At 40.7% G+C, this 23,757-nt stretch carries 22 protein-coding genes; 10 read left to right on the top strand and 12 right to left on the bottom strand.

All coding sequences use genetic code 11. The annotated features are described in order from the left end of the window. The first annotated feature begins 39 nt into the window (after positions 1 to 39). From ACTHN6_RS22085 to argH, 4 genes are all read left to right on the top strand, one after another. A complete protein-coding gene (locus ACTHN6_RS22085) occupies positions 40 to 1,011 on the top strand; it encodes an N-acetylornithine carbamoyltransferase (RefSeq protein ID WP_440437958.1) in 972 nt (323 codons plus the stop codon). A 16-nt stretch (positions 1,012 to 1,027) separates the two neighbouring features. Beyond that, entirely contained in the window at positions 1,028 to 1,873 is an 846-nt protein-coding gene (gene argB / locus ACTHN6_RS22080; RefSeq protein WP_440437957.1) for an acetylglutamate kinase, read from the top strand. Beyond that, positions 1,873 to 2,982 (top strand): M20 family metallo-hydrolase, encoded by a 1,110-nt coding sequence (locus tag ACTHN6_RS22075; protein WP_440437956.1) that lies wholly within the window; start codon positions 1,873 to 1,875, stop codon positions 2,980 to 2,982. The genes argB and ACTHN6_RS22075 overlap by 1 nt, the downstream gene beginning before the upstream one ends. 80 nt (positions 2,983 to 3,062) lie before the next feature. Further along, on the top strand, positions 3,063 to 4,394 hold the full coding sequence (gene argH / locus ACTHN6_RS22070; RefSeq protein ID WP_440437955.1) for an argininosuccinate lyase: 1,332 nt from the start codon (positions 3,063 to 3,065) through the stop codon (positions 4,392 to 4,394). A gap of 2 nt (positions 4,395 to 4,396) precedes the next feature. Here the strand turns inward: argH and ACTHN6_RS22065 are convergent, their stop codons facing one another. The 6 genes from ACTHN6_RS22065 to ACTHN6_RS22040 all read right to left on the bottom strand — a co-directional run bounded on the left by ACTHN6_RS22065 (position 4,397) and on the right by ACTHN6_RS22040 (position 10,221). Continuing rightward, the gene (locus ACTHN6_RS22065) at positions 4,397 to 5,284 is read right to left on the bottom strand and encodes a dienelactone hydrolase family protein (protein WP_440437954.1); all 888 of its coding nucleotides are present in this window, start codon (positions 5,282 to 5,284) and stop codon (positions 4,397 to 4,399) included. A gap of 106 nt (positions 5,285 to 5,390) precedes the next feature. Beyond that, a complete protein-coding gene (locus tag ACTHN6_RS22060; protein WP_440437953.1) occupies positions 5,391 to 6,218 on the bottom strand; it encodes a rhomboid family intramembrane serine protease in 828 nt (275 codons plus the stop codon). A 230-nt stretch (positions 6,219 to 6,448) separates the two neighbouring features. Beyond that, positions 6,449 to 7,048 carry a superoxide dismutase family protein gene (locus ACTHN6_RS22055; RefSeq protein WP_440437952.1) on the bottom strand — a complete coding sequence of 200 codons (600 nt, stop codon included), beginning with the start codon at positions 7,046 to 7,048 and terminating at the stop codon, positions 6,449 to 6,451. A gap of 163 nt (positions 7,049 to 7,211) precedes the next feature. Next, positions 7,212 to 8,030: a sterol desaturase family protein gene (locus ACTHN6_RS22050; protein ID WP_440437951.1), complete on the bottom strand. Its 819-nt coding sequence runs from the start codon at positions 8,028 to 8,030 to the stop codon at positions 7,212 to 7,214. 127 nt (positions 8,031 to 8,157) lie between these two features. Beyond that, a complete protein-coding gene (locus ACTHN6_RS22045; RefSeq protein WP_440437950.1) occupies positions 8,158 to 9,405 on the bottom strand; it encodes a thioredoxin fold domain-containing protein in 1,248 nt (415 codons plus the stop codon). Positions 9,406 to 9,441: 36 nt separating this feature from the next. Next, positions 9,442 to 10,221 (bottom strand): (Fe-S)-binding protein, encoded by a 780-nt coding sequence (locus tag ACTHN6_RS22040; RefSeq protein ID WP_440437949.1) that lies wholly within the window; start codon positions 10,219 to 10,221, stop codon positions 9,442 to 9,444. A gap of 108 nt (positions 10,222 to 10,329) precedes the next feature. Here ACTHN6_RS22040 and ACTHN6_RS22035 point away from each other — a divergent pair, with 108 nt between their 5' ends. Together ACTHN6_RS22035 and ACTHN6_RS22030 are read left to right on the top strand one after the other, a co-directional pair. Further along, positions 10,330 to 11,370, top strand: coding sequence for a hypothetical protein (locus ACTHN6_RS22035; RefSeq protein WP_440437948.1), 1,041 nt, complete (start codon positions 10,330 to 10,332; stop codon positions 11,368 to 11,370). A gap of 9 nt (positions 11,371 to 11,379) precedes the next feature. Then, the gene (locus tag ACTHN6_RS22030) at positions 11,380 to 12,027 is read left to right on the top strand and encodes a LysE family translocator (protein WP_440437947.1); all 648 of its coding nucleotides are present in this window, start codon (positions 11,380 to 11,382) and stop codon (positions 12,025 to 12,027) included. Positions 12,028 to 12,065: 38 nt separating this feature from the next. Here ACTHN6_RS22030 and ACTHN6_RS22025 read toward each other — a convergent pair whose 3' ends face one another. From ACTHN6_RS22025 to ACTHN6_RS22015, 3 genes are all read right to left on the bottom strand, one after another. Continuing rightward, on the bottom strand, positions 12,066 to 12,554 hold the full coding sequence (locus ACTHN6_RS22025; protein WP_440437946.1) for a VOC family protein: 489 nt from the start codon (positions 12,552 to 12,554) through the stop codon (positions 12,066 to 12,068). A 147-nt stretch (positions 12,555 to 12,701) separates the two neighbouring features. After that, positions 12,702 to 13,355, bottom strand: coding sequence for a tetratricopeptide repeat protein (locus ACTHN6_RS22020; protein ID WP_440437945.1), 654 nt, complete (start codon positions 13,353 to 13,355; stop codon positions 12,702 to 12,704). A 66-nt stretch (positions 13,356 to 13,421) separates the two neighbouring features. Further along, a complete protein-coding gene (locus ACTHN6_RS22015; RefSeq protein ID WP_440437944.1) occupies positions 13,422 to 13,865 on the bottom strand; it encodes a VOC family protein in 444 nt (147 codons plus the stop codon). A 125-nt stretch (positions 13,866 to 13,990) separates the two neighbouring features. On the opposite strand from ACTHN6_RS22015, the gene ACTHN6_RS22010 reads away from it, so the two are divergent. Then, on the top strand, positions 13,991 to 14,383 hold the full coding sequence (locus ACTHN6_RS22010) for a cupredoxin domain-containing protein (RefSeq protein WP_440437943.1): 393 nt from the start codon (positions 13,991 to 13,993) through the stop codon (positions 14,381 to 14,383). Positions 14,384 to 14,469: 86 nt separating this feature from the next. Here ACTHN6_RS22010 and ACTHN6_RS22005 read toward each other — a convergent pair whose 3' ends face one another. Both ACTHN6_RS22005 and dxs read right to left on the bottom strand, forming a co-directional pair. Beyond that, positions 14,470 to 14,967: a SixA phosphatase family protein gene (locus ACTHN6_RS22005; RefSeq protein WP_440437942.1), complete on the bottom strand. Its 498-nt coding sequence runs from the start codon at positions 14,965 to 14,967 to the stop codon at positions 14,470 to 14,472. A gap of 125 nt (positions 14,968 to 15,092) precedes the next feature. Next, positions 15,093 to 17,024 (bottom strand): 1-deoxy-D-xylulose-5-phosphate synthase, encoded by a 1,932-nt coding sequence (gene dxs, locus ACTHN6_RS22000; RefSeq protein WP_440437941.1) that lies wholly within the window; start codon positions 17,022 to 17,024, stop codon positions 15,093 to 15,095. A gap of 208 nt (positions 17,025 to 17,232) precedes the next feature. Between dxs and ACTHN6_RS21995 the strand changes: the two genes are divergently transcribed. Then, on the top strand, positions 17,233 to 18,291 hold the full coding sequence (locus tag ACTHN6_RS21995) for a sensor histidine kinase (protein ID WP_440437940.1): 1,059 nt from the start codon (positions 17,233 to 17,235) through the stop codon (positions 18,289 to 18,291). Between the two features lie 5 nt (positions 18,292 to 18,296). Continuing rightward, positions 18,297 to 19,031: a LytR/AlgR family response regulator transcription factor gene (locus ACTHN6_RS21990; protein WP_440437939.1), complete on the top strand. Its 735-nt coding sequence runs from the start codon at positions 18,297 to 18,299 to the stop codon at positions 19,029 to 19,031. Between the two features lie 84 nt (positions 19,032 to 19,115). Here the strand turns inward: ACTHN6_RS21990 and ACTHN6_RS21985 are convergent, their stop codons facing one another. Then, positions 19,116 to 19,874, bottom strand: a complete 759-nt coding sequence (locus tag ACTHN6_RS21985; protein ID WP_440437938.1) for a geranylgeranylglyceryl/heptaprenylglyceryl phosphate synthase — start codon at positions 19,872 to 19,874, stop codon at positions 19,116 to 19,118. A gap of 353 nt (positions 19,875 to 20,227) precedes the next feature. Here ACTHN6_RS21985 and ACTHN6_RS21980 point away from each other — a divergent pair, with 353 nt between their 5' ends. Continuing rightward, positions 20,228 to 23,593 carry a vitamin B12-dependent ribonucleotide reductase gene (locus tag ACTHN6_RS21980; RefSeq protein WP_440437937.1) on the top strand — a complete coding sequence of 1,122 codons (3,366 nt, stop codon included), beginning with the start codon at positions 20,228 to 20,230 and terminating at the stop codon, positions 23,591 to 23,593. Positions 23,594 to 23,757 lie beyond the last annotated feature (164 nt).

Genomic DNA, 23,757 nt, shown 5'->3' with positions numbered 1-23,757 from the left:
CTCAGCGTCTCCGTGGTTTCACTTATAAACAAAGAATAGTTGAAACAATTTACATCCGTTCATGACGCAGGCAACATCAATGCTTTGGTTGAAAAGGCATTGATGTATAAAGCAAATCCGCTAAAAGATAAAACACTGGGCGCCGGTAAACGTATTGGCTTATTGTTTTTAAATCCAAGTTTGCGCACCAGGTTGAGCACGCAGGTTGCAGCCGGTAATCTTGGAATGGATGCTATTGTTTTTAATGTAGATAAAGAAGGATGGGCGCTCGAATTTGAAGAAGGTGCCATCATGAGCGGCAGTACGGTTGAACATATAAAAGATGCGGCACCGGTACTGGGAAATTATTTTGATATTCTCTGCATAAGAACATTTCCTTCTTTAAAAAACCGCGATGACGATTACAGCGAATTATACATTACCCAATTTATAAAATATTGTGGCGTTCCGGTAATCAGCCTGGAAAGTGCAACCCTGCACCCCTTGCAAAGTTTGACTGATGTAATTACAATTAAAGAAGCCATCAGCCATCAGCCATCGGTTACCAGCAAACCGAAAATTGTTCTCACATGGGCGCCGCATGTAAAACCTTTGCCGCAATGTGTTGCCAATAGTTTTGCGCAGTGGATCAATGCATGGGGCGAAGCAGATTTTGTTATTACACATCCGCAGGATTATGAACTGAAAGAAATGTTTACAAAAGGCGCAACCATCACCCATAACCAGGATGAAGCTTTGAAGGGCGCTGATTTTGTATATGTAAAAAACTGGAGCACTTATAACGATTATGGTAAGATATATGAGAATGATCCGGAATGGATGCTGACAGAAGATAAACTGAACCTTACCAATAATGCAAAGGTGATGCATTGTTTGCCTGTTAGAAGAAATGTTGAATTAAGCGATGAGGTGCTGGATAGTTCTAACAGCATTGTTACCCAACAGGCGGCAAACCGTGTGTGGGCAGCACAGGCGGTAATCAGCGAAATTCTCAATAGTAGTAAGCAGTAAGTTTTATATTGTAAGTATGGACAAACTTTTCGTTATAAAAGTTGGAGGCAATATTATTGATGATGAGAAAAAACTGGCCTCTTTTTTAAATGAGTTTTCAGAAATCTTTGGGGCTTCCTCACATCCCGCCAGGGGCCGGGGGCTTTTGGTGCACGGCGGTGGAAAAATTGCAACTGTAATTGGCAATAAGCTTGGCATAGAATCAAAATATATTAACGGCAGAAGAATTACAGATGATGATACGATTGATCTTGTAACAATGGTTTACGGCGGGCTGATCAACAAAAAAATTGTTGCACAACTGCAATCGTTAAACTGCAATGCGATTGGCTTAACCGGCGCTGATGCAAACATTATTCCTGCTGTAAAAAGGCCATTGAAAAAAATGACGAAAGAAGACGGCACCGAAGAATTGGTTGACTTTGGCTGGGTGGGCAATGTTGACACCTCACAGCTTGCAGCCGACAAACTTCAGCTTTTATTGAACAATGGGTTTACTCCGATAGTTGCGCCGCTTACACATGATAAGGAAGGCCATATTTTGAATACCAATGCCGATACAATTGCATCATCATTGGCCGTGGCTCTTTCTGCTTATTATAATGTTCGTTTGATATATTGTTTTGAAAAGAAAGGCGTGCTGGAAAATGTGGAAGATGAAAATGCGGTTATTCATCTTATTAATAAAGAGAAATACAGGCAACTGCTGGATGAGCAAAAATTATTTGCCGGCATTCTTCCTAAAATAGATAATGCTTTTGCAGCAATAGATGCAGGCGTTCATGAAGTATTGATCGGCGATGCAAATGACCTTATTCAAAATACAACCAATAATATAACCGGCACTTTGATAACACAATAATGAATATTGGAAACCTATACAATGCTGCCTTATCTCTCCTTCAGCAGTTGATTTCAATCCCTTCTTTTTCAAAAGAAGAAAATAAAACGGCTGATGCAATTGAGCATTTCCTTCAATCGAAAAATATAGTCACAAACAGGCTGCTGAATAATGTTTGGGCAACCAATAAATATTTTGATAAAAGCAAGCCAACCATCCTGCTCAACTCGCATCACGATACGGTAAAACCCAACAAACAATATACAAGAGACCCTTTTAAGGCAACTGTAGAAGATGGAAAATTATACGGCCTTGGCAGCAACGATGCCGGGGGTTGTTTAGTTTCGTTGATTGCAACATTTATACATTTTTATAATCTGCAGAACTTACAATACAACCTTATTCTTGCTGCAACTGCAGAAGAGGAGATCAGCGGTAAAAACGGTATTGAATTGCTGTTAAACGATGAAGCTTTTTTAAATACAACAACTACGTTGCAAACTCCCTTCAGGGCTGAAACTCCATGGGCTGCCATTGTTGGCGAGCCTACCTTAATGAATATGGCGGTTGCGGAGAAAGGCTTGCTGGTATTGGATTGCACAGCTTACGGCAGGGCTGGCCATGCTGCAAGGGAAGGAGGCGACAATGCAATTTATAAAGCCATAAAAGATATTGAGTGGTTTAAAAATTACCGGTTTGATAAAGTGTCTGAACTAATCGGCCCGAATAAGATGAGTGTAACTATTATTAATGCGGGCACACAACATAATGTAATTCCTCCGGAATGTAAATTCACGGTGGATGTGCGTGTGAACGAGTTATATACTTTTGAAGAAGTTATCGATATTATTCAGCAAAATATTCAATCTGAAATTACGCCGAGAAGTTTACGGCTGCGTTCAACAAACATTGCATTAGATCATCCTTTGGTAAAGGCTGGAATTGAATTAGGCAGAACTTATTATGGTTCGCCCACAACAAGTGATAAAGCATTAATGCCTTTTCCGGCATTGAAAATGGGGCCTGGTGACAGCGCCAGAAGCCATAGCGCAGACGAGTTTATTTTTGTTGATGAAATAAAGAATGGGATTGAGTTGTACATTGAGTTATTGAATAAAATAGTTTTTTAAACAGGTATAAGGCGTAAGGCATAAGGCATAGAGTTCAGGCTCTAACCTTAACCCGTAACCTTAAACCTTAAACCTTCACAATGAAACTCTGGCAAAAAAATACAACATCCTTAAAAGAGGTAGAAAAATTTACTGTTGGTAATGACAGGGAATTTGATTTGCTGCTGGCGCCTTTTGATGTATTAGGCAACATAGCGCATGCAAAAATGCTGGCTACTGTTGGCCTGCTTACAAACGATGAGGCTGATAAACTGGTAAATGAGCTCAAGAATATTTATACTTCCATTCATGATTCACGATTCACGATTCACGATAGCATTGAAGATGTTCATTCGCAGATAGAATTTTTATTAACGGAAAAGCTTGGCGATATAGGTAAAAAAATTCATTCGGCCCGCAGCCGCAACGACCAGGTTTTGGTGGATTTAAAATTGTTCCTGCGCCACGAACTGGAACAGCTTGTTTTAAACATGCAATCTTTTTTCGAACTGCTCATTCAGCAAAGCGAAAAATATAAAAATGATTTATTGCCCGGTTATACGCATTTACAATTAGCTATGCCTTCATCGTTTGGTTTATGGTTTGGCGCTTACGCAGAAAGCCTGGTGGATGATGTAAACACTTTAAAAGCCGCATATAATGTTGTTAATAAAAACCCGTTAGGTTCTGCTGCAGGCTATGGATCTTCTTTTCCAATTAACAGAACCCTTACTACGCAACTATTAGGCTTTGATGATTTGCATTATAACGTGGTATATGCGCAAATGAGCCGCGGCAAAACAGAACGCATTGTGGCATCAGCGTTGGCAAATCTTGCAGATACACTGGCAAGGCTTAGCATGGATATGTGTTTATATCTTAATCAGAATTTTGGTTTTGTTTCATTTCCTGCCGAGCTTACAACGGGCAGCAGCATTATGCCGCATAAAAAGAATCCTGATGTATTTGAACTTATCCGTTCGCATTGCAATCAAATAAAGGCGCTGCCCAATGAAATCATAATGATGACCACAAACCTTCCTTCAGGTTATCATCGCGACCTGCAGTTGCTGAAAGAACATTTGTTCCCAGCATTTACAACATTGAATGATTGTATACATATGGCTGCTTTAATGCTAAGCAATATTGAAGTAAAGAAAGATATTCTTGCCGATGAAAAATATAAATACCTGTTTAGTGTGGAAGAAGTAAATAAGCTTGTGAATAACGGCATGCCTTTCCGCGATGCTTATAAAAAAATTGGATTAGGCATTGAAGAAGGAAAGTTTGAATATTCAACAACTGTTCAGCATATGCATGAAGGCAGCATTGGCAATTTAATGAATGATAAAATTGCGGCAAGCATGCAAAAAGCTATTGATAGTTTTCATTTTGAAAAATATCATACGGCTATTGAAAAATTGATTGCCTGATTCTAATGTAAATACTGTTTAAAGAAATCAATCGTTCTCTGCCATGCAAGATCTGCGGCGGCTTTATCATAACGCGGCGTTGTATCGTTATGAAAACCATGATTCACGTTAGGGTAAATATAGGCCGTATAAACTTTATTGTTTGCCTTTAATGCGGCCTCATAAGCCGGCCAGCCTTCATTCACACGGGTATCAAGCCCGGCGTATTGCAACAACAATGGCGCCTGTATTTTAGGCACATCTTCCGTAGCAGGCTGTGCGCCATAAAATGGAACTGCTGCTGATAAAGTGGGGATGCGCACCGCCATCATATTGGCTATGCCTCCGCCAAAACAAAAACCAACTACGCCCACTTTGCCATTGCAATCTTTATGACGAACAAGATAATTATAGGCATCTATAAAATTTTCCAGCATTTCATTGCGGTCGCGTTTGCTTTGCATTTCACGGCCTTTATCGTCATTGCCGGGATAACCGCCCAATGGTGTTAAAGCATCGGGCGCAATGGATATAAAACCAGCCAGCGCCAGCCTTCTGCCCACATCTTCTATATATGGGTTTAAACCACGGTTCTCATGCACCACCACCACGCCGCCCAGTTTGTCTTTTGCATTTGCCGGCATACTTAATAAAGCTTTAATAGTGCCGCCACCCTTTGGCGATTCGTAATTGATATATTCTGATTTAATACGCGGATCATCCGGTTTAACCTGCAGGGTGTTTTGATAATCAGGCATAAGAAAACTCATCAGCGAGCTTACTGTAAGCCCGCCCACTGCATAAACAGAAAGCTTTTGCATAAAGTCGCGCCTGTCTATGCGGCTGTGCGCATAATCATCATACAGGTCAAACACTTCCTGTTTAATATTTTCTTTTTTGATGGTGTTCATGAGTTATTGTTTTAGATTACTAAGTTAAGTTAATCGTGATTTGTCAGTGGTGAATGGTGAGTAAGTAACCTTCAAACATGTGCACGCACAACTGACAACTCACCACTCACCTTGAATACTCCTGCAGCATTTGCCGTTCTTTATCCGTAAGGCTTCTCATGCCTTTCTTATGAATCTTTTCAAGTATTCTGTCTATCTCCTGCTCTTTGCTCCGCTTTTCTATATTGTATTTATGATCGATGGTAGCTGCATTTGAATGCTTATTGAAATAATAATTATCTATCAGCAGGCTATGCGGCCGGGTAATAATAATGTACATGAACACTACGGAAGGCAGCATAATAATTACAATGGGCCATGTGTTGGTAATTACAACAGACGGATGCATAATGATGGCAACGATAAGGCCAATTAATGCGCCGCCCAAATGCGCATCGTGACCAATATTATTTTTTCCTGAGCGGATGCCATAAATGGAATACAACACATAAATAAGCCCGAACAGCCAGCCGGGAATGCCAATGGGAATAAACAATAAACCAATCTTCATGCCCGGGAATAAAGCAATGGCTGCATATATCAACCCGCTTACACCGGCAGAGGCCCCCACTGAATCATAACTGCCATCGTGGCGATGGATGAAGAGTGAAAGCAGGTCGCCGCCAATCAGGCTTAAAAAATAAATAAGTAAAAACCTTACAGGGCCTAACGACATCTCAATTGAACCGCTGAAAAAATATAAGGCCAGCATATTGAAGATAAGGTGCATCCAGTTTACATGAAGAAAACCGGATGTTACCAGCCGTTTATAATCTTTATATAACAAAACGCCATCTACATTAAACTTGTATTTATTGTAGAAGATGCTGTCTTTAAAACCGCGGTAAGAAACAATTACGTTGGCGATAATTAATATAAAAGATAGAATGCCCATTTGTTACTGCAATGTACAAAGCTGTTTATTTGATGCAAAATGTGTTGCCGGAAATAACATGCTGTTCCTGCGGCGTTAATGTCCGGATATTTGCTGAAGCTGAAGGGAGTGACACCTGCCTGTTGGCAGACAGGCAACCGTGATGCCATCTGTTCTTCAGCTTATTCAACTAAATAAATAAAAAAGCCTTTGGCTTTTAACCAAAGGCTTTATAAAAATTTTTCGAAGTACTATTTGATAATACCGCAACCAATTCTGCCGCCGGCATTACCGGTTGGTTGTGTTGTATAATCATCAACACCGTTGTGCACAATAATGGCATGGTTTAAAACGCTGCTGGCTGTGTCTGAACCAAGCGTCCATAAATCTGTTGACATTTCAAGTGTGCCCTTACCTTCTCCATCTAATTTCACATTCCCTATATCTCCCAGATGAAAACTGGCACCGCCCCATTTGCCGTGTTGTGCTCCGGTTGGATTCCAGTGGCCGTGTGTAGCCATACCGTTATCACCGCAATCCGGATGCTCGTGTATATGAACAGCAACAGTTTTATTGGCCATTTTAGGTATGGTAAGATTGAGTGTTAATTTAACCTTGCCACTGTCTGCATCAAAGCTTGCCGTTCCATCAACAGTTGTATCTGCTTTTGTGCCTGAGATTACGGCTTCTGCATGTGTTACCGGTTCAGCAGGTGCAGCTGAATCCATTGATGACATAGAAGAACTGTCACTTGCTGTGTCTGAAGACGTGGAAGTACCGCAGGATACTAAAGCGAGGGATGCTGTTACAAGCATACACTGCAGTACATGTTTAATTTGTAGTTGTTTCATGATTAAGATTTTTTGAATAAGCTTAATTTATAATACAAATATCTTACCATGATGGTTATAATCAAAATATAACTGGGTTGCTGCAAGCTTCAGGCTGTGAGCTGCCAGCTATTTATTGTCATTACTCATTACTGATCACTCATCATTCATTTATTGCCGGGTATTAATAATCCGTTTTGATAGAATTGCCGAAAGGTATTTTTAAAAGGTCTTTTAAGTCTTCATCATTTCTGCCTTCTAAAACATCGAGACCATAATGAACATCTTTTACCGGTGTTGTGCAATATGTGCCAAACAGTTTATCCCAAAAGGGAAATATGTTGCCATAGTTCGTATCGGTTTCAGGGCGGATATAATGATGATGGATGCGGTGCATGTTTGGCGTAACAATAATATAACTTAATGCTCTATCTAACTTTTTATTCATTTTTATATTGGCATGATTGAATTGCGAAAGCACCACGCTTAAACTTTGATATAAAAACACTAACCATAAAGGTGCCCCGCAAATAAAAACAGCCATGGTTGTAAACACAGCACGAAAAACACTTTCACCCGGATGATGCCGGTTGGCAGTGGTTGTGTCAACATGTGTATCGGAATGATGGATGGTATGAAACTTCCACATCCATTTCACTTTATGTTCAATATAATGAATAAGCCATGCGCCAATTAAATCCATCAGCATTAAACCCACAATCATTTGAAGCCACACGGGCATTGCTATCCATTGTAACACACCAAAATGATGCTGCAAACACCAGTCGCTTGTAAATACAATCAGTAATGCAAATACAAAATTTATGGCAATAGTTGTGAAGGTGAAGAAGAAGTTAATGCCCGCATGTTTCCATTTATTGTATTGAAAAGTAAACAGCGGAACGGCGCTTTCCACCAGCCAGAAAATGGTAATGCCACCCGCAATAATCAAAGCACGGTGCAGGGAAGGTATATGCTGGAAATATTCAACAATGGCATTCATATAACAACCGCTTTTTTGCCATAACTAATGTAACACTTTTTACCGGCCCGGCTTTTAAAGCTTTATTAAAATAAAAAACAGGTTGTTTGTGCAACAACCTGTTTCCTGTTATTTAAAATAGATAAAATTAATTCCAGGTCTTCTCGCCGTTCTTCATTTTACTTAGCGTTTGTTCGTAAGTTGATTTATCGGCGCTTGTTTCTAAGTTCATTGCTTTTGTTTCCCATTCAATCGCTTCATCTTTTTTGCCCATTTTATATAAGATGTTTGCATACGTATCCATAAACATGGGTTCCTCATTATTATCAATGGAACGTTTGCTCCAGGCAAGCGCCTGCTCCACACAAGCCATATCGCTGCAATTTAAAAATACGTTCCAGGCAAAATCATTTAACTGCTCAGGCGAAGCATTGCTGCCATATTCCTTCATATAACTAACCACAGCAGGACCAAACTTATCCCAATCTTTTTTATTCTCATAAAACACTACCTGCGCATGGCTTATTACTTCTTTTGCCTGTGCAGGATAATTTTTTGCAACATCATTTTTCAGTTTTGTCCAATCAGGTTCGGCTAAATCTTTTGGATCGGAAATATTTCGCGGAAAGATTACAGGATAAACATTTTCGCGTGAAATAATATTTTGCACAATGCCGTTACTAACCTTTTTACCCATTGCCGCATCAACTTTATCCCCATTATGCAACAGCATATCAAACCCCTTGTCTTTGCTTGTTTCTGTAAAGCTGATGACAAAATCAAGATTATCTTTTGTATATAAATTCTGCTGTGTTGCCAGGTAAGCATTAGCCAGTTCAGAAGCCTGCTTCTTTTCGTAGGCATCCTGAGCTATTAGGGCAAACTTGCGAACAAATTCCGGGTCTTTTTCACCTGCATTATACTTATCAAGCAAAGTATAATATTGTTTATCGGGATCAAGCGCCGCATTTAATTTGGTTACAAAATGCTCACTTGTTGGGGAAGCGCCCACAAAACGGTGCACGATCTTTCCATTCTCGTCAAAAATCAAATAAGTTGGATAAGCTCTTACGTTATACTGCTTAGCAAGATCGTGTCCTGTTTGGTACCAGCTTTTTACTTCAGCATTATCATTATCTGTAGTATCCAGTTGCACTTTTACGTTGATGAATTTTTCATTCATAACATCTGCAACTACTTTTTGCGGGAAAATAGTACTGGTCATGTATTTGCACGGGCCGCACCAGGTGGTATAGCAATCCATAAAAATATATTTATGGGCAGCTTTGGCTTTTGCCTGCACCTGTTGCCAGCTTTGATTATGTTCAAAGTTTACACCTTCCTGTGCGCTGCAAAAAAGCGGCGCCAGCAATACAATCAGTAATAATTTTTTCATGATGTGGGTTTAAAATGTAATTAAATATTGTATTTCTTATTCCATATTCATAGCAATCAATTCTGCTATATCCAGCACTTTTACGCTGTCTTCTTTTTCTTTATTTTTTACGCCATCTGTAAGCATAGTGTTGCAAAACGGGCAGGCTGATGCTATAATTTCAGCACCGGTATTCATAGCTTCTTCACTGCGCTCAAAATTAACGCGTGTTGTGCCTTTTTCTTCTTCTTTAAACATTTGTGCACCGCCTGCTCCGCAACATAAGCCTTTGCTGCGGCAACGTTTCATTTCAACCAATTCGGCGTCTAATAATTCCAGTACTTTTCGCGGCGCTTCATAAATATTATTGGCGCGGCCGAGATAACAGCTATCATGGTAGGTGATGCGTTTCCCTTTAAAATTGCCGGCTTCTTTTAATTTCAGTTTCCCTTCATCAATTAATTGCTGAAGAAATGTTGTGTGATGAATTACTTCGTAACTGCCACCCAGTACAGGATATTCATTTTTTAAAATATTGAAACAATGCGGGCACGCCGTTACAATTTTCTTTATGCCGTATCCATTCAATATTTGAATGTTGTTATAAGCCATCATCTGAAATAAAAATTCGTTGCCGGCCCTTCGGGCAGGATCGCCGTTGCAGGCTTCTTCTTTTCCGAGAATGGCATATTTAATTTCAAGCTTGTTTAAGATAGCTGCAAAGGCGCGGGTAATTTTTTGGGCACGCTGATCGAAACTGCCTGCACAACCTACCCAAAACAAAATATCGGGGGTATCGCCGTTTGCCAGCATTTCTGCCATTTGCGGAATGTGCATATAATTCAATTTCGAATTCAAATGTAAGGCAAAGCGTTTTGTATTTAACAAACAAACCGTTGTAACATAGTCCATCACCCCTAATTTTGCGCCACTAAAAATGTAAGGTTGAAAAGAATCTTTAACTGGGAGCAATTGCCTTTCAGCGTTATTTATGCGCCTTTCTTTTTTCTTTGGCTATACTATTGGATAAAGGGCAGGCATTTCTGGTTCTTTTCAAACGTGAACCCAACCTTATATTTCGGCGGGTTTGAAGGTGAAACAAAACGGGAAATGTTTGAACAGTTACCCAACACATTATACCCAATTACTATTTATGTTGATCCATCTGAAAATATTGCATACACCATAAAACGAATGCAGGCTTCGGGTTTGCAGTTCCCGGTGGCCGTAAAACCAGATGTTGGCACAAAAGGCTTGCTCTTCAGGAAAATTGAAAATGCACAACAGCTTGCGGCTTACCATGCGTTATTGCCATTTACTTATCTTATCCAGGAAATGATAACCTGGCCGCTTGAGCTGAGCATTTTTTACGTGCGTTATCCCGGTTCAGATAAAGGAACAATAACTGGGCTGATTGAAAAAGAATATTTGCATGTAAAAGGCGATGGTGCATCAACATTAAAGCGGTTAATAGAACAGCATCCCAAAGCTTTCATGATTGCAGATGAGCAAAGGGAATTGCATAAAGAAAACCTGGATAATATTATTGCCAGGAATGAAGTTTACAGGCTGAATGAATTAGGCAACCATAACCGCGGCGCAAGGTTTATTAACCTGAGTAATAAAATTGATGAACAGCTTTCTGCCGTAATGGATAAAATTAATTTATTCAGCAAACAATTTTATTACGGCCGTTACGATATTAAAACAACTTCGCTTGAAGACCTTAAGCATTGCAGGAATATTTCCATACTTGAATTTAACGGCGTTGGCTCAGAACCCAATCATATTTATGATAATGGGCTAAGCTATATAGATGCTATAAAAATTATTGCAAAGCATTGGCGTTGTATGTATGAAATAGGTAAAATAAACTATAAGCAGGGAGCGGCTTATATTCCCTTTTTTAAGGGGATAAAAATGTTCAGGGCCTCTAAAAAAAATACTAAGTTCATGGAGCGGTTAAACCTGCAATGTAAACTTTAAAACTGCTTTATGAACGAATTGTTACCCATACTGTTTGCAGGATTTGGCGTAAGTTTTTTGGGACAGTTACCCCTTGGAAATTTAAATGTTGCCGCCACGCAAATAGGTGTTGAGGAAAGTATAAAAAAAGCATGGATATTCAGTATAGGCGTAGCACTGGTTGAAGTAATTTATTTACGCATAGCATTAAACAGCAGCGGCTGGATATTGCGTAATAAAACCATGTTTGTTTATTTAAGCTGGGCAACAGTTATTTTGTTTTTTGTGCTGGGTCTTTTAAGCATCCGCAAAGCGCTAAAACAAAACGAGCCTGAAAAAAAAGGACTGCTTATCGATAATAAAGTGCACCGCTTTTTACTTGGCATGATGTTAAGCGCCATTAATCCCATGCAAATACCGTTTTGGTTTTTCTGGGGTACTTATTTCATAAGTAACGGCACAGTAAAGCCGGGCATGTTAAACTTTAACCTGTTTACAATTGGTGCCTGCGCAGGCACTATCACAGGCCAGGCTATTTACATTCACGGCGGCAAATGGCTTATTAAAAAATTAAAGGCGAGCCATAAAATCCTTAATGTAATTATGGGCGCTGTATTTATAATTTCAGCAGCCATTCAGTTGTACAAAATTTTCTTTGGCAGCTTGTTTAAAGAATAAGTTTCTTCCTTAAGTCCATTGCTTTTATACCTGGAAAGCTATTCGCCTGCTGCTGCTTTTTCTAATGTTGGCAAGTCGAGTTTTACCATTTTCATCATAGCCTGCATAGCGCGGTTGGCTTTGTCTTTATCCGGATCGCTCAGTAATTCCAGCATGCGTTCCGGCACCACCTGCCATGACAGTCCAAACTTATCCTTTAGCCAGCCACATTGAGATTCCTTGCCACCATCTTTTAACAGGCTGTTCCAGTAATAATCTACTTCTTCCTGGCTGGCACAATGCACCACAAATGAAACCGCCTCATTAAATTTAAAATGCGGGCCGCCATTTAGTGCTGTAAAATGTTGCCCGTTCAAAGTAAAGCCAATTGTTAATACTGTGCCTTTTGGTACAGGCGCACCATCGCCATAATATGTTGTGCCGTTAATAGATGAATCTTTAAAAACAGATGTATAAAATTTTGCTGCTTCTTCGGCTTCTTTATCAAACCAAAGGAATGGTGTAATTTTTTGACTGATGTTTGCCATGACGTTATTTTTTATAACACAAACTTACCCATGCTTTATGGAACGTTTAATTGCTGAAAACGACATTAAAAGGGGCAAATACGAATTGTTTTAAACAAAAAAGCACAACTCTCCGCTGTGCTTTCCTGCTTCATTATTTTTAGCCTGTTAACCGGGAACCCTTGAAATATATTTTTCAATTTCTTTTATCTGGTCAACCACCTGTTTGGTTGTAGGCTTGCAGGCTTTGGCTTTTCTAAAAAAATCCTTTGCGGCGCGAAACTCACGTTTATTCATAAATATCTGGCACATGCTTAAAAAAGCAATGGCTTCACTTTCCTTATCCGGTATGCCGGCGCGAATGGCGGCCCGCATATAACCTTCGGCCGTTTTCATATCACCTTTTTGCATAGCCATCATACCCAACTGAAGTTTGTTGGCGCCTTCTGCTTCGGGCATTGGCGAGCCCAGCGTGGCGCTTTTCTTTAAATGCTTTTCCGCCGTATCAAAATCCTGCTTCATCATAGCCATATTGCCTTTCACCGTATAATAAGTGGAACGGATGGGTTTATACAACAAATTGGGAAACCATATACTATCGAGAATTTTTTCCACTTCTTCAATATTGCCGCTTTCCATTGGTTCCTGCAATAAACGCATGGGGCCGATAAAGAAATGGCTAAGAAACCCGATTAATCCGATAAAGTATAAAGGAAATACAGGCCAAAAGCCGGAAACCGTTAAATTTAATACAACCCCGATTACAACAGCGAGAATGCTAAGCCAGAAACGGTATTTAATTATCAAATTATAAAACTTCATACACGCATTTTTCGAGCGGCGAAGATAATAGTTTACAATTCACTATTCACCACCCGCCATTCACTGCTAAAATTTATCATCATTCACTTCTATCCAGTAACCATCAGGGTCCTGTAAATAAATTTGCTTGATGCCATCAGTCCTTACTTGAGGCGCAGTGCCTGTTTGGGCTGAATTACCATATTTAACATGAAGAGAATCAAGGTGCCCGGCAAAATTCTCAACCGAAGGCACACTGAATGCCATGTGGACACTTACATTGTGCGGCATTTTTTCTTTAGCTCCGGAAATAACATGTAATTGATCATGTTCGCCAATTTTAAACCAGGTGTGCCGGTTATCATGAAACGGTTCCGGTATCTGCTGCAACTGCATTACATCGCGGTAAAATGTGCTGCTTTTTTCAAGGTCAACAACGTATATGGCAAGATGGTTAAAATGTATTTGCGCATCTGCTTTCAACGCAGTAATTCCGCTCAGCAAAACCGTTAATAAAAAAGCCTGTTTCATTATAAAATATTTATTGCAAGATAAACCATTGTTTTTTCCGGCACCCGTTTGATATACAAATAATGAACATGAATTTTCGGGCAACCTTTTATATAAAGCGACAGTTTTTTTAATTAAAATTTTTTATGCAAAAGAAGACTATTAAACCTGCGCTTTTTATATCCTTGTTTATTTCAGCGTTCATATTTATTGGCTTTTATGCCTGTAACAAAGATAGCGGCAGCAATTATGGAGGAGCTAATAACAATAATGGCGGAAACGGAGGCGAACCTAAAAATGCTGTTTCAATTGATGGCATGACTTTTTCCGCCGGCAGCCTGAAAGTAGCTGCAGGTACAACTGTAACCTGGACGAATAATGACAATGTAACCCATACTGTAACAGCAGATGACGGGAGCTTTGACAGTGGCAATATTGCTGCGGGTGGCATTTTCAAACATACATTTTCAACTGCAGGCACTTTTAATTATCACTGCACCATCCATCCCGGCATGAAGGCTTCTGTTGTTGTAAATTGATAAATCGCAGGCAACGTAAATGCCCCAAATTAAATTGGTTCTGTTACTATTTTTGAAATATTAATTTGAAACATATAAGCATATAATCATGAGATGCTTTTTGGATAATCAAAAAACCAAAACTCTTTTTCTGCATCTTCAAAATCTTTCCACCTATCCGTTTTTATATGCAGTGCAAATACGGCACAGGTGGGCATATCATCAATATACGCGTTCATTAAACTATTAACAAATGCTGTTATGCCCGGGTTATGTGAGAATAAAGCAACTGAATTAAAGTCATCACTTAATGCTTCAACCGCTTTATAAAATTTGCTGATAGATGCGTCGTATAATTCAGGCCATTCAATAATATTCTCCTTTTTCACATCAAATTCATCGGCAAAGAACCTGGCTGTGGAAAGCGCCCGTTTTGCCGGGCTGGAGAGAATGGCGTCAAGCTTAACATTCATTTCATTGCGCACACGCCTCGCCATTTCAGGTGCATCTTTTTTACCGCGGTTATTTAGTGGCCGGTCAAAATCTTTTTGCGAAAAATCATCCCAACTGCTTTTTGCATGGCGAACGATAAGAAGTGATTTCATAGGTGGAATTTTAGAAATAACAGTTTATACTACTTATATATACGGATGATACATTGAAATCACTATACGTGTAAAACAAATTAAGATAGTTGTGAATAAATGATTATTGCGGGTAAAGAATAAGCTTAACTGATTAATTTCTCTGTAACAGATTGGTTTACCATTTCCCTTACGGCATCGGCAATTGCAGCAGCATCGTAATGGCATTCATTACGCAGTTCCTTCAAAGTTCCGTGCTCTACAATTCTGTCGGGAATACCAAGAATTTTTACATCAGCTTTATAGTTATGGGCATTCATAAATTCAAGTACAGCACTGCCAAATCCGCCAACAACCGTTCCATCTTCCACTGTAACTATTTTATCAAATTTGCTGAAAACTTCGTGCAGCAAAGCTTCATCAATCGGCTTTACAAACCGCAGGTCGTAATGTGCAGGATTAATGCCTTCTGCCTTTAATTCGCGTATGGCAGCCGTTGCAAAATTACCCGGGTGGCCAAAGCTTAAAATGGCAATGCCTTCGCCATCTTTCAGTTTTCTGCCCTTGCCAATTTCTATTTCTTTGAAAGGTGTTCTCCATTCAGGCATTACGCCTTCACCGCGAGGGTAACGTATAACAAAAGGATATTCATTTTTATCAAGCTGCGCCGTGTACATCAGGTTGCGCAGTTCGCTTTCATTCATCGGCGCACTTACAACCATGTTAGGTATGCAACGCATGTAAGGAATATCGTAAGCGCCGTGATGCGTGGGGCCGTCTTCGCCCACAAGCCCTGCCCTGTCAAGACAAAATATCACAGGCAGCTTTTGAATGGCAACATCGTGTATCACCTGGTCGTAAGCCCTTTGCATGAATGAAGAATAAATATTACAGAAAACACGAAGGCCCTGTGTGGCCAGGCCGGCGCTTAATGTTACGGCATGCTGTTCTGTAATACCCACATCAAATGCCCTGTCGGGCATGGCTTCCATCATAAATTTTAAAGAGGAACCGCTGGGCATGGCAGGCGTTATACCCATTATTTTATCGTTTGCTTCTGCCAGCTCAATAATGGAATAGCCGAAAACATCCTGGTATTTTGGAGGCTGGGGAAGATCGAATTTCTTCTTATAAATTTCTCCGGTTACTTTATCAAACAAGCCGGGCGCATGCCATTTGGTTTGATCCTGTTCTGCCAGTGTATAGCCCTTTCCCTTTACGGTAATAATGTGCAAGAGTTTGGGGCCAGGTATTTTTTTAAGATCGGCCAAAGTATCAACCAGCTTGGTAATATTGTGGCCGTCTATTGGCCCGAAATACCGGAAATTCAGCGATTCAAAAAGATTGCTTGTTTTGCTTACCATGCCTTTAATGCCGGTTTCGAGCTTGGCAGCCATATCGCGGGTAAACCTTTTTCCCACCGGCAGTTTTCCGAGGAGTTTCCAAACATCGTCCCGCACCTTATTGTAAGCAGGAGAAGTAGTAATATCAGTTAAATATTCTTTCAATGCACCCACATTAGGGTCTATGCTCATGCAGTTATCATTGAGGATAACCAGTAAATCTGCATCGGCAACGCCGGCATGGTTCAGGCCTTCAAAAGCAAGGCCGGCCGTCATAGCGCCATCACCGATGATGGCAACGGTTTTACGATCGGTTTCTTTCTTGTATTTGGCTGCCATGGCCATACCCAAAGCCGCAGAGATGGAAGTGGAAGAATGGCCCACACCAAAAGTATCATATTCGCTTTCGCTTCTTTTGGGGAAGCCGCTGAGCCCTTTGTATTTGCGGTTGGTAATAAAACTATCCTTTCTGCCGGTTAAAATTTTGTGGCCATAAGCCTGGTGGCCAACATCCCAAACCAATTGATCATAAGGGGTATTGTAAATATAATGCAGCGCTACAGACAATTCCACTACGCCAAGGCTGGCAGCGAAATGACCGCCATAAACGCTTACCACATCAATAATGTAGTGCCGCAGTTCATCACAAACCTCGAAGAGCTGATCCCGGGAGAGCTTTTTCAGGTCGGCAGGGGAATTTATCTGGCTTAACAAAGGACCGGCGGAAATTTCCATTCACAAAGATTAAGTGGCAAAAATAATAGTTTTGAAATATAAACGTTTTTTGCCGCATACCGGTTTAATGCCTTAAAAATTTCTTACAATTTTATAATATTCAGTTTCATCGCCTTCAAAGCTTTAGTATGTGCCACTTACTCCTTAAAATAACCATTGATAAAAATTGCATTCCGGCGCCTGTATAAGTTTATAAATTTGTAAAGCAATGCAGAAAAAACAATTAGCATATTGGTGGTGTCAGTTTGCCGGATGGACATTTTACGGAGCATCATTAATGTTTTTTATCTGGGTGTTTCATTTACAGCTTACTTCTATTTTTGCAGCCCGCATTTTACTGGGTATGTCTTTCGGTTTAATTTTCACACATTTGCTCCGGCTTGTTATTTTGCGTTTTAAGCTTACCCCTCCTATTTTTGGCAGGCAATGGCTGCAGCTTTTCAGTATAACATTAATTGTTTGCATTGCTTACAGCTATATCAGCAGCACAATTGTCGAGTGGCTGCATTTATATGATCCCGAAATAAAAGCCAGTATTCCGGAACGCTTTTTCCTGAACCTGGCCAATGATTCTCCCATTATTTTTGTTTGGCTTTCTATTTATTACCTGTGGCATTATATTGAAAACTCACGCAACACGAAAATTGACAGCGTGAAAATGGAAAGCCTTGTAAAAGAGCTGCAGCTTAAAACTATTAAAGCACACATTAATCCGCATTTTATTTTCAATGCTTTAAACAGCATTCGTGCATTGGTTGATGAAAATCCCGAACGTGCAAGAACCGCTATTACTGAATTAAGTAATATTTTGCGCAGCAGTATGCAGGCTGAAAAAACGGAAACAACCACGCTTGAAAAAGAATTAAGCATAGTAAAAGATTATCTTGAGCTGGAACAAATCCGTTTTGAGGACCGGCTGAAAGTAGAATATGAAATTGATGAAGATACCTTAGATCAGCAGGTTCCGCCTATGATGCTGCAGACGCTTGTTGAAAATGCTATTAAACACGGTATAAGCAAACAGATAAACGGCGGGCTGGTAAGGGTTATTTCCGATTTCACAGATAGCCATCATGAACTGATTGTTGAAAATACCGGCCATTTAAACGGTACAAAAAGCCTGGAAGGTTTTGGTATAGCCAGTACCATAAACCGCCTGAAATTATTGTATGGCAATGATGCAGGTTTTGAAATAAAAAATATAAACGGTAATACGGTAAAAGCAAGGGTGACGCTGCCGGTTACCGCCATTTCATTTTTAAAATAATATAAATGCCACTAAAAGCTATTATTGTAGATGATGAGCGTCTTGCAAGAGCAGAATTAAAAAAATTGCTGCAGGCATATCCTGATATTGATGTTGTTGATGAAGCTGCTAATGCGGATGAAGGCGTTGAAAAAATAGAATCGCAAAATCCTGATATCATTTTCCTTGATATTCAAATGCCGGGCAAAACAGGTTTTGATATGCTTTCAGACCTGGAAAAAGCACCGCATGTAATATTTACCACTGCATATGATGAATATGCTTTAAAAGCATTCGAGGTGAACGCGTTGGATTATCTTTTAAAACCCATAGAACCCAAACGCCTTGCAGATGCAGTGCACAAACTGAACGATGAAATAAGCAAGGAGCGCATTGGCATTAGCGGCAACAATAACCGCGGCCCGCTTACCGAAATTGACCAGGTTTTTGTAAAAGATGGCGAGCGTTGCTGGTTTGTAAAACTCAACGAAATACGGCTGTTTGAAAGTGTGGGCAACTATGCCAAGGTCTTTTTTGGCAACAATAAACCTCTTATTTTAAAATCGCTTAATTCACTCGAAGAACGTTTGGATGACCGTGTTTTCTTCCGCGCCAACCGCAAACATATTATTAACCTTCGCTGGATTGAAAAGATAGAACCTTACTTCAATGGCGGCTTATTGGTAGAATTAAAAGGCGGTGAAAAAATTGAAGTCAGCCGCAGGCAAACGGTTAAGTTTAAAGAAATGATGAGCTTTTAAAAGTATGGGCTATATTAAAACATCGGCCCGGTTTTTAAAACCGGGCCGATTTATTTATCACTGGCAAATTATTTCAGGCAGCAATTACGCTTTTACCGGCGCTGAAGAATGTATGGCGTCACTTAATTCTTTTATCAGCGAAGCATCTTTTTCAATTGCATTCCCCACTACAATAATATCGGCGCCGCTCTTGCAATTCATGTAAGCTCTTTCCGGATTATCAATACCACCGCCTATAATTAAGGGCGCTTCAATATGCGACGATACTTTTTCTATCATGGTGGTGGGCACGGGGTTTTTGGCACCGCTGCCGGCATCCATAAAAATAAGTTTCATACCCAGCATTTCTCCCGCCATGGCAGTGCACATTGCAATTTCGGCTTTGTCTGAAGGTAAAGGCGTTGCATTAGAAATATAAGAAACTGTGGTAGGTGCGCCGCCATCAACAACCATATAACCTGTAGGCATTACCTCAAGCCCGCTCTGCTTTACGGCCGGGGCGCTTATTACATGCTGCCCTATCAGTAATTCAGGATTGCGCCCGGATATCAGGGAAAGATATAAAAGTGCATCGGCATAGCGGCTGATCTGCGAATGCGAACCGGGAAAAATAACCACCGGTATAGAACAGGAGACTTTTATCTGCCTGATGCATTCATCAAGGTTATTGGAAATAACAAGGCTGCCGCCTACAAAAAAATAATCAATTTTGGCATCCAGGGCTAATGATACAAGCTGCTCGGTAGTTGCCTCATTGACCTTGTCGGGATCAACAAGTACCGCAAAGGATTTTTTACCGGTTGCTTTTCGTTCTTGTATCTGTTGGTACAACTTGTGCTTCATGCAGGCTTTTTAAGTGAGACCTTATTTGCAAAAATGCAAAAAAGTTTGCATTCTTAGCAATTTCATTGCTATTGTTTTCAATGGCTTACCGCCCACCTCATTTATATATTCATACGAAAAACAGCCATGAGTGTTAAAAGCAACAGCAATTTTTTATCCAAAAATTTATCTGTATAATGTATTTTGCGTGAAACATAATGCCCGGTTGAGCTTTAAAAAAATCCACATCCATTTTCCACAACATGTGCATATTCATAGTTTCTTTTTTCGGAGGTTAAGGATATTTTCGTCGTCTGTCTCTAACCTTTGCTTAGACAAGTTTAAATAAATTTATCACGCTTAAAATATTACCAATGGCAACAGGAAAAACCCACAAAGCATTGCTGTTTCAACGCCGCTTTACCAAAGAAGGTGTTAGCCCGTTTGATATGTTTGAGTACGATTACCGCACCAGCATTATTAAAAACCCAACGGGTGAAGTTTTGTTTGAAATGAACAATGTGGAAGTGCCCAAACAATGGAGCCAGATTGCCACCGATATCCTGGCTCAGAAATATTTCAGAAAGGCAGGCGTGCCCCAGCCTGACGGAACTTCAGGCCGCGAAACCTCTGCAAAGCAGGTGGCACACCGCCTGGCAAACTGCTGGCGGGTTTGGGGTGAAAGAAATAATTATTTCGATTCTGAAAAAGACGCCCAAATTTTTTACGAAGAACTGGTGTACAGCATTTTAAACCAGGCCTGCGTGCCCAATAGCCCTCAATGGTTTAATACAGGGCTGCACGAAAGCTATGGCATTACCGGCAAGCCACAGGGCCATTATTACGTGGACGGAAAAGACGGTAAGCTGAAAAAATCAACCAGCGCCTACGAAAGGCCACAGCCACATGCCTGTTTTATTTTAAGCGTTGATGATGACCTGGTTAACGATGGCGGCATCATGGACTTGTGGATTCGTGAAGCCCGCATTTTTAAATACGGTTCTGGTGTTGGTACTAATTTTTCAAGAATTCGTGGTGAAGGAGAAAAATTAAGCGGCGGCGGTACTTCCAGCGGCTTAATGAGTTTTTTAAAAATAGGCGACCGTTCAGCCGGCGCCATAAAAAGCGGCGGTACCACCAGGCGCGCCGCTAAAATGGTTTGCCTCGACCTGGACCATCCGGAAATAATGCAGTTCATCAACTGGAAAAAAGATGAAGAAAAGAAAGTAGCTGCCATGGTTGCCGCTGGCTACGACAGCAGTTATGAAGGTGAAGCTTATGCAACCGTATCAGGCCAAAACTCTAATAACTCTGTTCGCATTCCGAATGAATTTTTCAAAATTCTGGAAGAAGACGGCGATTGGGAATTAAAAGCCAGGACTAATGGCAAAACAATGAAAAAAATTCCCGCACGTGAAGTATGGAATCAAATTAATTATGCAGCCTGGCGTTGTGCCGATCCCGGAACGCAGTATGACACTACTATAAATGAATGGCATACCTGCCCGCAGGGTGGAAGGATCAATGCTTCCAACCCTTGTTCGGAATACATGTTTTTAGACAATACAGCATGTAACCTGGCAAGCGCCAACCTGATGAAATTCTTCGATACGGAGAAAAATATCTTTGATGTGGAAGGCTTTTCCTATACCTGCCGCCTGTGGACTACCGTATTGGAAATTTCTGTATTAATGGCGCAGTTTCCATCAAAAGAGGTAGCACAATTATCTTATGATTACCGCACACTTGGTCTTGGTTTCGCCAATCTCGGAACCATGCTTATGGTAAGCGGCATTCCTTACGACAGTGAAAAAGCACGCAATATTGCCGGTGCCATTACAGCAATAATGACCGGGATTGCCTACAAAACCTCCGCAGAAATGGCGGCTGTTTTAGGTGCTTTCCCCAGGTATGAAGAAAACAAAGCCGATATGCTGCGGGTTATGCGCAATCATCGCGCCGCTGCATATGACGCCTCAGATGCTTATGAAGGATTGAGCCTTCAGCCAGTAGGCATTAATGCAAAATATTGCCCCGATTATTTATTATCCGCTGCCTGCAAAGCCTGGGATGATGCTGTTGAGCTTGGCGAAAAACATGGCTACCGCAATGCGCAAACAACCGTTATTGCACCAACAGGCACGATTGGGCTGGTAATGGATTGCGATACAACCGGCGTTGAACCTGATTTTGCCCTGGTGAAATTTAAAAAGCTTGCCGGGGGCGGTTATTTCAAAATCATTAACCAGAGCGTACCGCAGGCTTTAAAAAACCTCGGTTATACATCAAAGGAAATTGACGCCATTGTAAAATATGCCGTAGGTGCGGCCAGCTTTGAAGGCGCTCCTTTTATCAATCCCCAAACTTTAAGTGAAAAAGGTTTCCTCGCAGAAGAAATACAAAAACTAAACAATGCTGCTACTTCAGCATTTGAAATAGGCTTTCTCTTCAATAAATTTATTTTAGGCGAAACCTGCCTCGAAAGGCTTGGTTTTACAGCTGAACAATACAACGACTGGAATTTTGACCTGCTGGATGCACTTGGTTTTACAGAAGAACAGGTTGAAACTGCCAACAATTATGTATGCGGGACGATGACCGTGGAAGGCGCTCCTTTCTTAAAATCCGAACATCTTCCTGTTTTTGATTGTGCTAATAGGTGTGGCAAAAAAGGCGAACGTTATATTCATGCTCATGGTCATATAAGAATGATGGCCGCCTGTCAGCCTTTCTTAAGCGGCGCTATTTCTAAAACTATCAATTTACCGCACGAAGCAACGGTTGAAGAAATCGCAGATTCATACATGTTAAGCTGGAAGCTCGGCCTGAAAGCCTGCGCTTTGTACCGTGATGGCTCTAAACTTTCTCAACCGCTCAGCAATAAATCTGATAAAAAGAAGAAATCTGAAAGCCAGGAAGACGGAAAGCCTGGTGAAAGTGCGCCTGTTATTGAAGAAGTAAATTCAGGCGCCAAACTGGTTGACCTTTCTGCCTTAAGCGCTGAAGAACTGTTGGAAGAAGTGCACAAGCGTATGCAGGCAAGTGAGGATACTTCTTTAAAAAGGCAATTATCAAAAATTGTAGAAAGAAAGACCTTACCGGCAAAACGCCGCGGCTTTACACAAAAAGCCAAAATAAATGGCCAGGTATTATTCCTGCGCACCGGCGAATATAATGATGGTACATTAGGTGAAATATTTATTGACCTTGCCAAAGAAGGCTCCACATTACGCAGCCTCATGAACTGCTTCGCCATTGCCGTTTCTGTTGGTTTGCAGTATGGCGTTCCATTAGATGAGTTTGTTGAAAAATTTGTATTTACCAAATTTGAACCTGCGGGCATGGTAGACCATCCGAATATTAAAACCACCACTTCGCTGGTTGACTTCGTGTTCAGGTGCCTGGCGTATGAATATCTTGACAGAACGGATCTCGTACACGTATTGGACAGGCCTGAACTAACCAATCTTGGTGATGAGGAGGATGCAGAAATTATTGGCAAACCTTCTTTAAGCAACCTGCACGTAAAGTCTGTGAACGCAGCACCCTCTGTACATATGCATAAGGCACAGAAAACCACGGCGGGTATACATGCAGCAACTTCAATGGATGCCGCCAATGCTGCCGCTAAAAATATGCAGAGTGATGCGCCTTCCTGCAATGTTTGCGGGCATATTACGGTAAGAAGCGGCACCTGCTATAAATGCTTAAACTGTGGTAATAGCTTAGGTTGCAGTTAATATGTATTTTTATATTGATTAATAAAAAAGAGGTTGCTGTAAAGCAGCCTCTTTTTGTATTATTTAAATGCTGTTAAAAATTTATCCCGCTGTCTGTCAGTAAATTATTCTACCTTTTCAACCATAGGCCGCAGCCATTTAAGCGCATACAGAACAAACACCGA

The organism is Parafilimonas sp., assembly GCF_051953455.1.
Taxonomy (GTDB): Bacteria; Bacteroidota; Bacteroidia; order Chitinophagales; family Chitinophagaceae; genus Parafilimonas.
The sequence above is the reverse complement of the archived record's forward strand: the minus strand, read 5'-3'. Positions and strand labels throughout refer to the sequence as shown.

Coding starts and splice junctions, on each gene's coding strand:
- argB (WP_440437957.1), top strand. CDS start 1,028: ATGGACAAACTTTTCGTTATAAAAGTTGGAGGCAATATTATTGATGAT.
- ACTHN6_RS22075 (WP_440437956.1), top strand. CDS start 1,873: ATGAATATTGGAAACCTATACAATGCTGCCTTATCTCTCCTTCAGCAG.
- argH (WP_440437955.1), top strand. CDS start 3,063: ATGAAACTCTGGCAAAAAAATACAACATCCTTAAAAGAGGTAGAAAAA.
- ACTHN6_RS22065 (WP_440437954.1), bottom strand. CDS start 5,284: ATGAACACCATCAAAAAAGAAAATATTAAACAGGAAGTGTTTGACCTG.
- ACTHN6_RS22060 (WP_440437953.1), bottom strand. CDS start 6,218: ATGGGCATTCTATCTTTTATATTAATTATCGCCAACGTAATTGTTTCT.
- ACTHN6_RS22055 (WP_440437952.1), bottom strand. CDS start 7,048: ATGAAACAACTACAAATTAAACATGTACTGCAGTGTATGCTTGTAACA.
- ACTHN6_RS22050 (WP_440437951.1), bottom strand. CDS start 8,030: ATGAATGCCATTGTTGAATATTTCCAGCATATACCTTCCCTGCACCGT.
- ACTHN6_RS22045 (WP_440437950.1), bottom strand. CDS start 9,405: ATGAAAAAATTATTACTGATTGTATTGCTGGCGCCGCTTTTTTGCAGC.
- ACTHN6_RS22040 (WP_440437949.1), bottom strand. CDS start 10,221: ATGCACATTCCGCAAATGGCAGAAATGCTGGCAAACGGCGATACCCCC.
- ACTHN6_RS22030 (WP_440437947.1), top strand. CDS start 11,380: ATGAACGAATTGTTACCCATACTGTTTGCAGGATTTGGCGTAAGTTTT.
- ACTHN6_RS22025 (WP_440437946.1), bottom strand. CDS start 12,554: ATGGCAAACATCAGTCAAAAAATTACACCATTCCTTTGGTTTGATAAA.
- ACTHN6_RS22020 (WP_440437945.1), bottom strand. CDS start 13,355: ATGAAGTTTTATAATTTGATAATTAAATACCGTTTCTGGCTTAGCATT.
- ACTHN6_RS22015 (WP_440437944.1), bottom strand. CDS start 13,865: ATGAAACAGGCTTTTTTATTAACGGTTTTGCTGAGCGGAATTACTGCG.
- ACTHN6_RS22010 (WP_440437943.1), top strand. CDS start 13,991: ATGCAAAAGAAGACTATTAAACCTGCGCTTTTTATATCCTTGTTTATT.
- ACTHN6_RS22005 (WP_440437942.1), bottom strand. CDS start 14,967: ATGAAATCACTTCTTATCGTTCGCCATGCAAAAAGCAGTTGGGATGAT.
- dxs (WP_440437941.1), bottom strand. CDS start 17,024: ATGGAAATTTCCGCCGGTCCTTTGTTAAGCCAGATAAATTCCCCTGCC.
- ACTHN6_RS21995 (WP_440437940.1), top strand. CDS start 17,233: ATGCAGAAAAAACAATTAGCATATTGGTGGTGTCAGTTTGCCGGATGG.
- ACTHN6_RS21990 (WP_440437939.1), top strand. CDS start 18,297: ATGCCACTAAAAGCTATTATTGTAGATGATGAGCGTCTTGCAAGAGCA.
- ACTHN6_RS21985 (WP_440437938.1), bottom strand. CDS start 19,874: ATGAAGCACAAGTTGTACCAACAGATACAAGAACGAAAAGCAACCGGT.
- ACTHN6_RS21980 (WP_440437937.1), top strand. CDS start 20,228: ATGGCAACAGGAAAAACCCACAAAGCATTGCTGTTTCAACGCCGCTTT.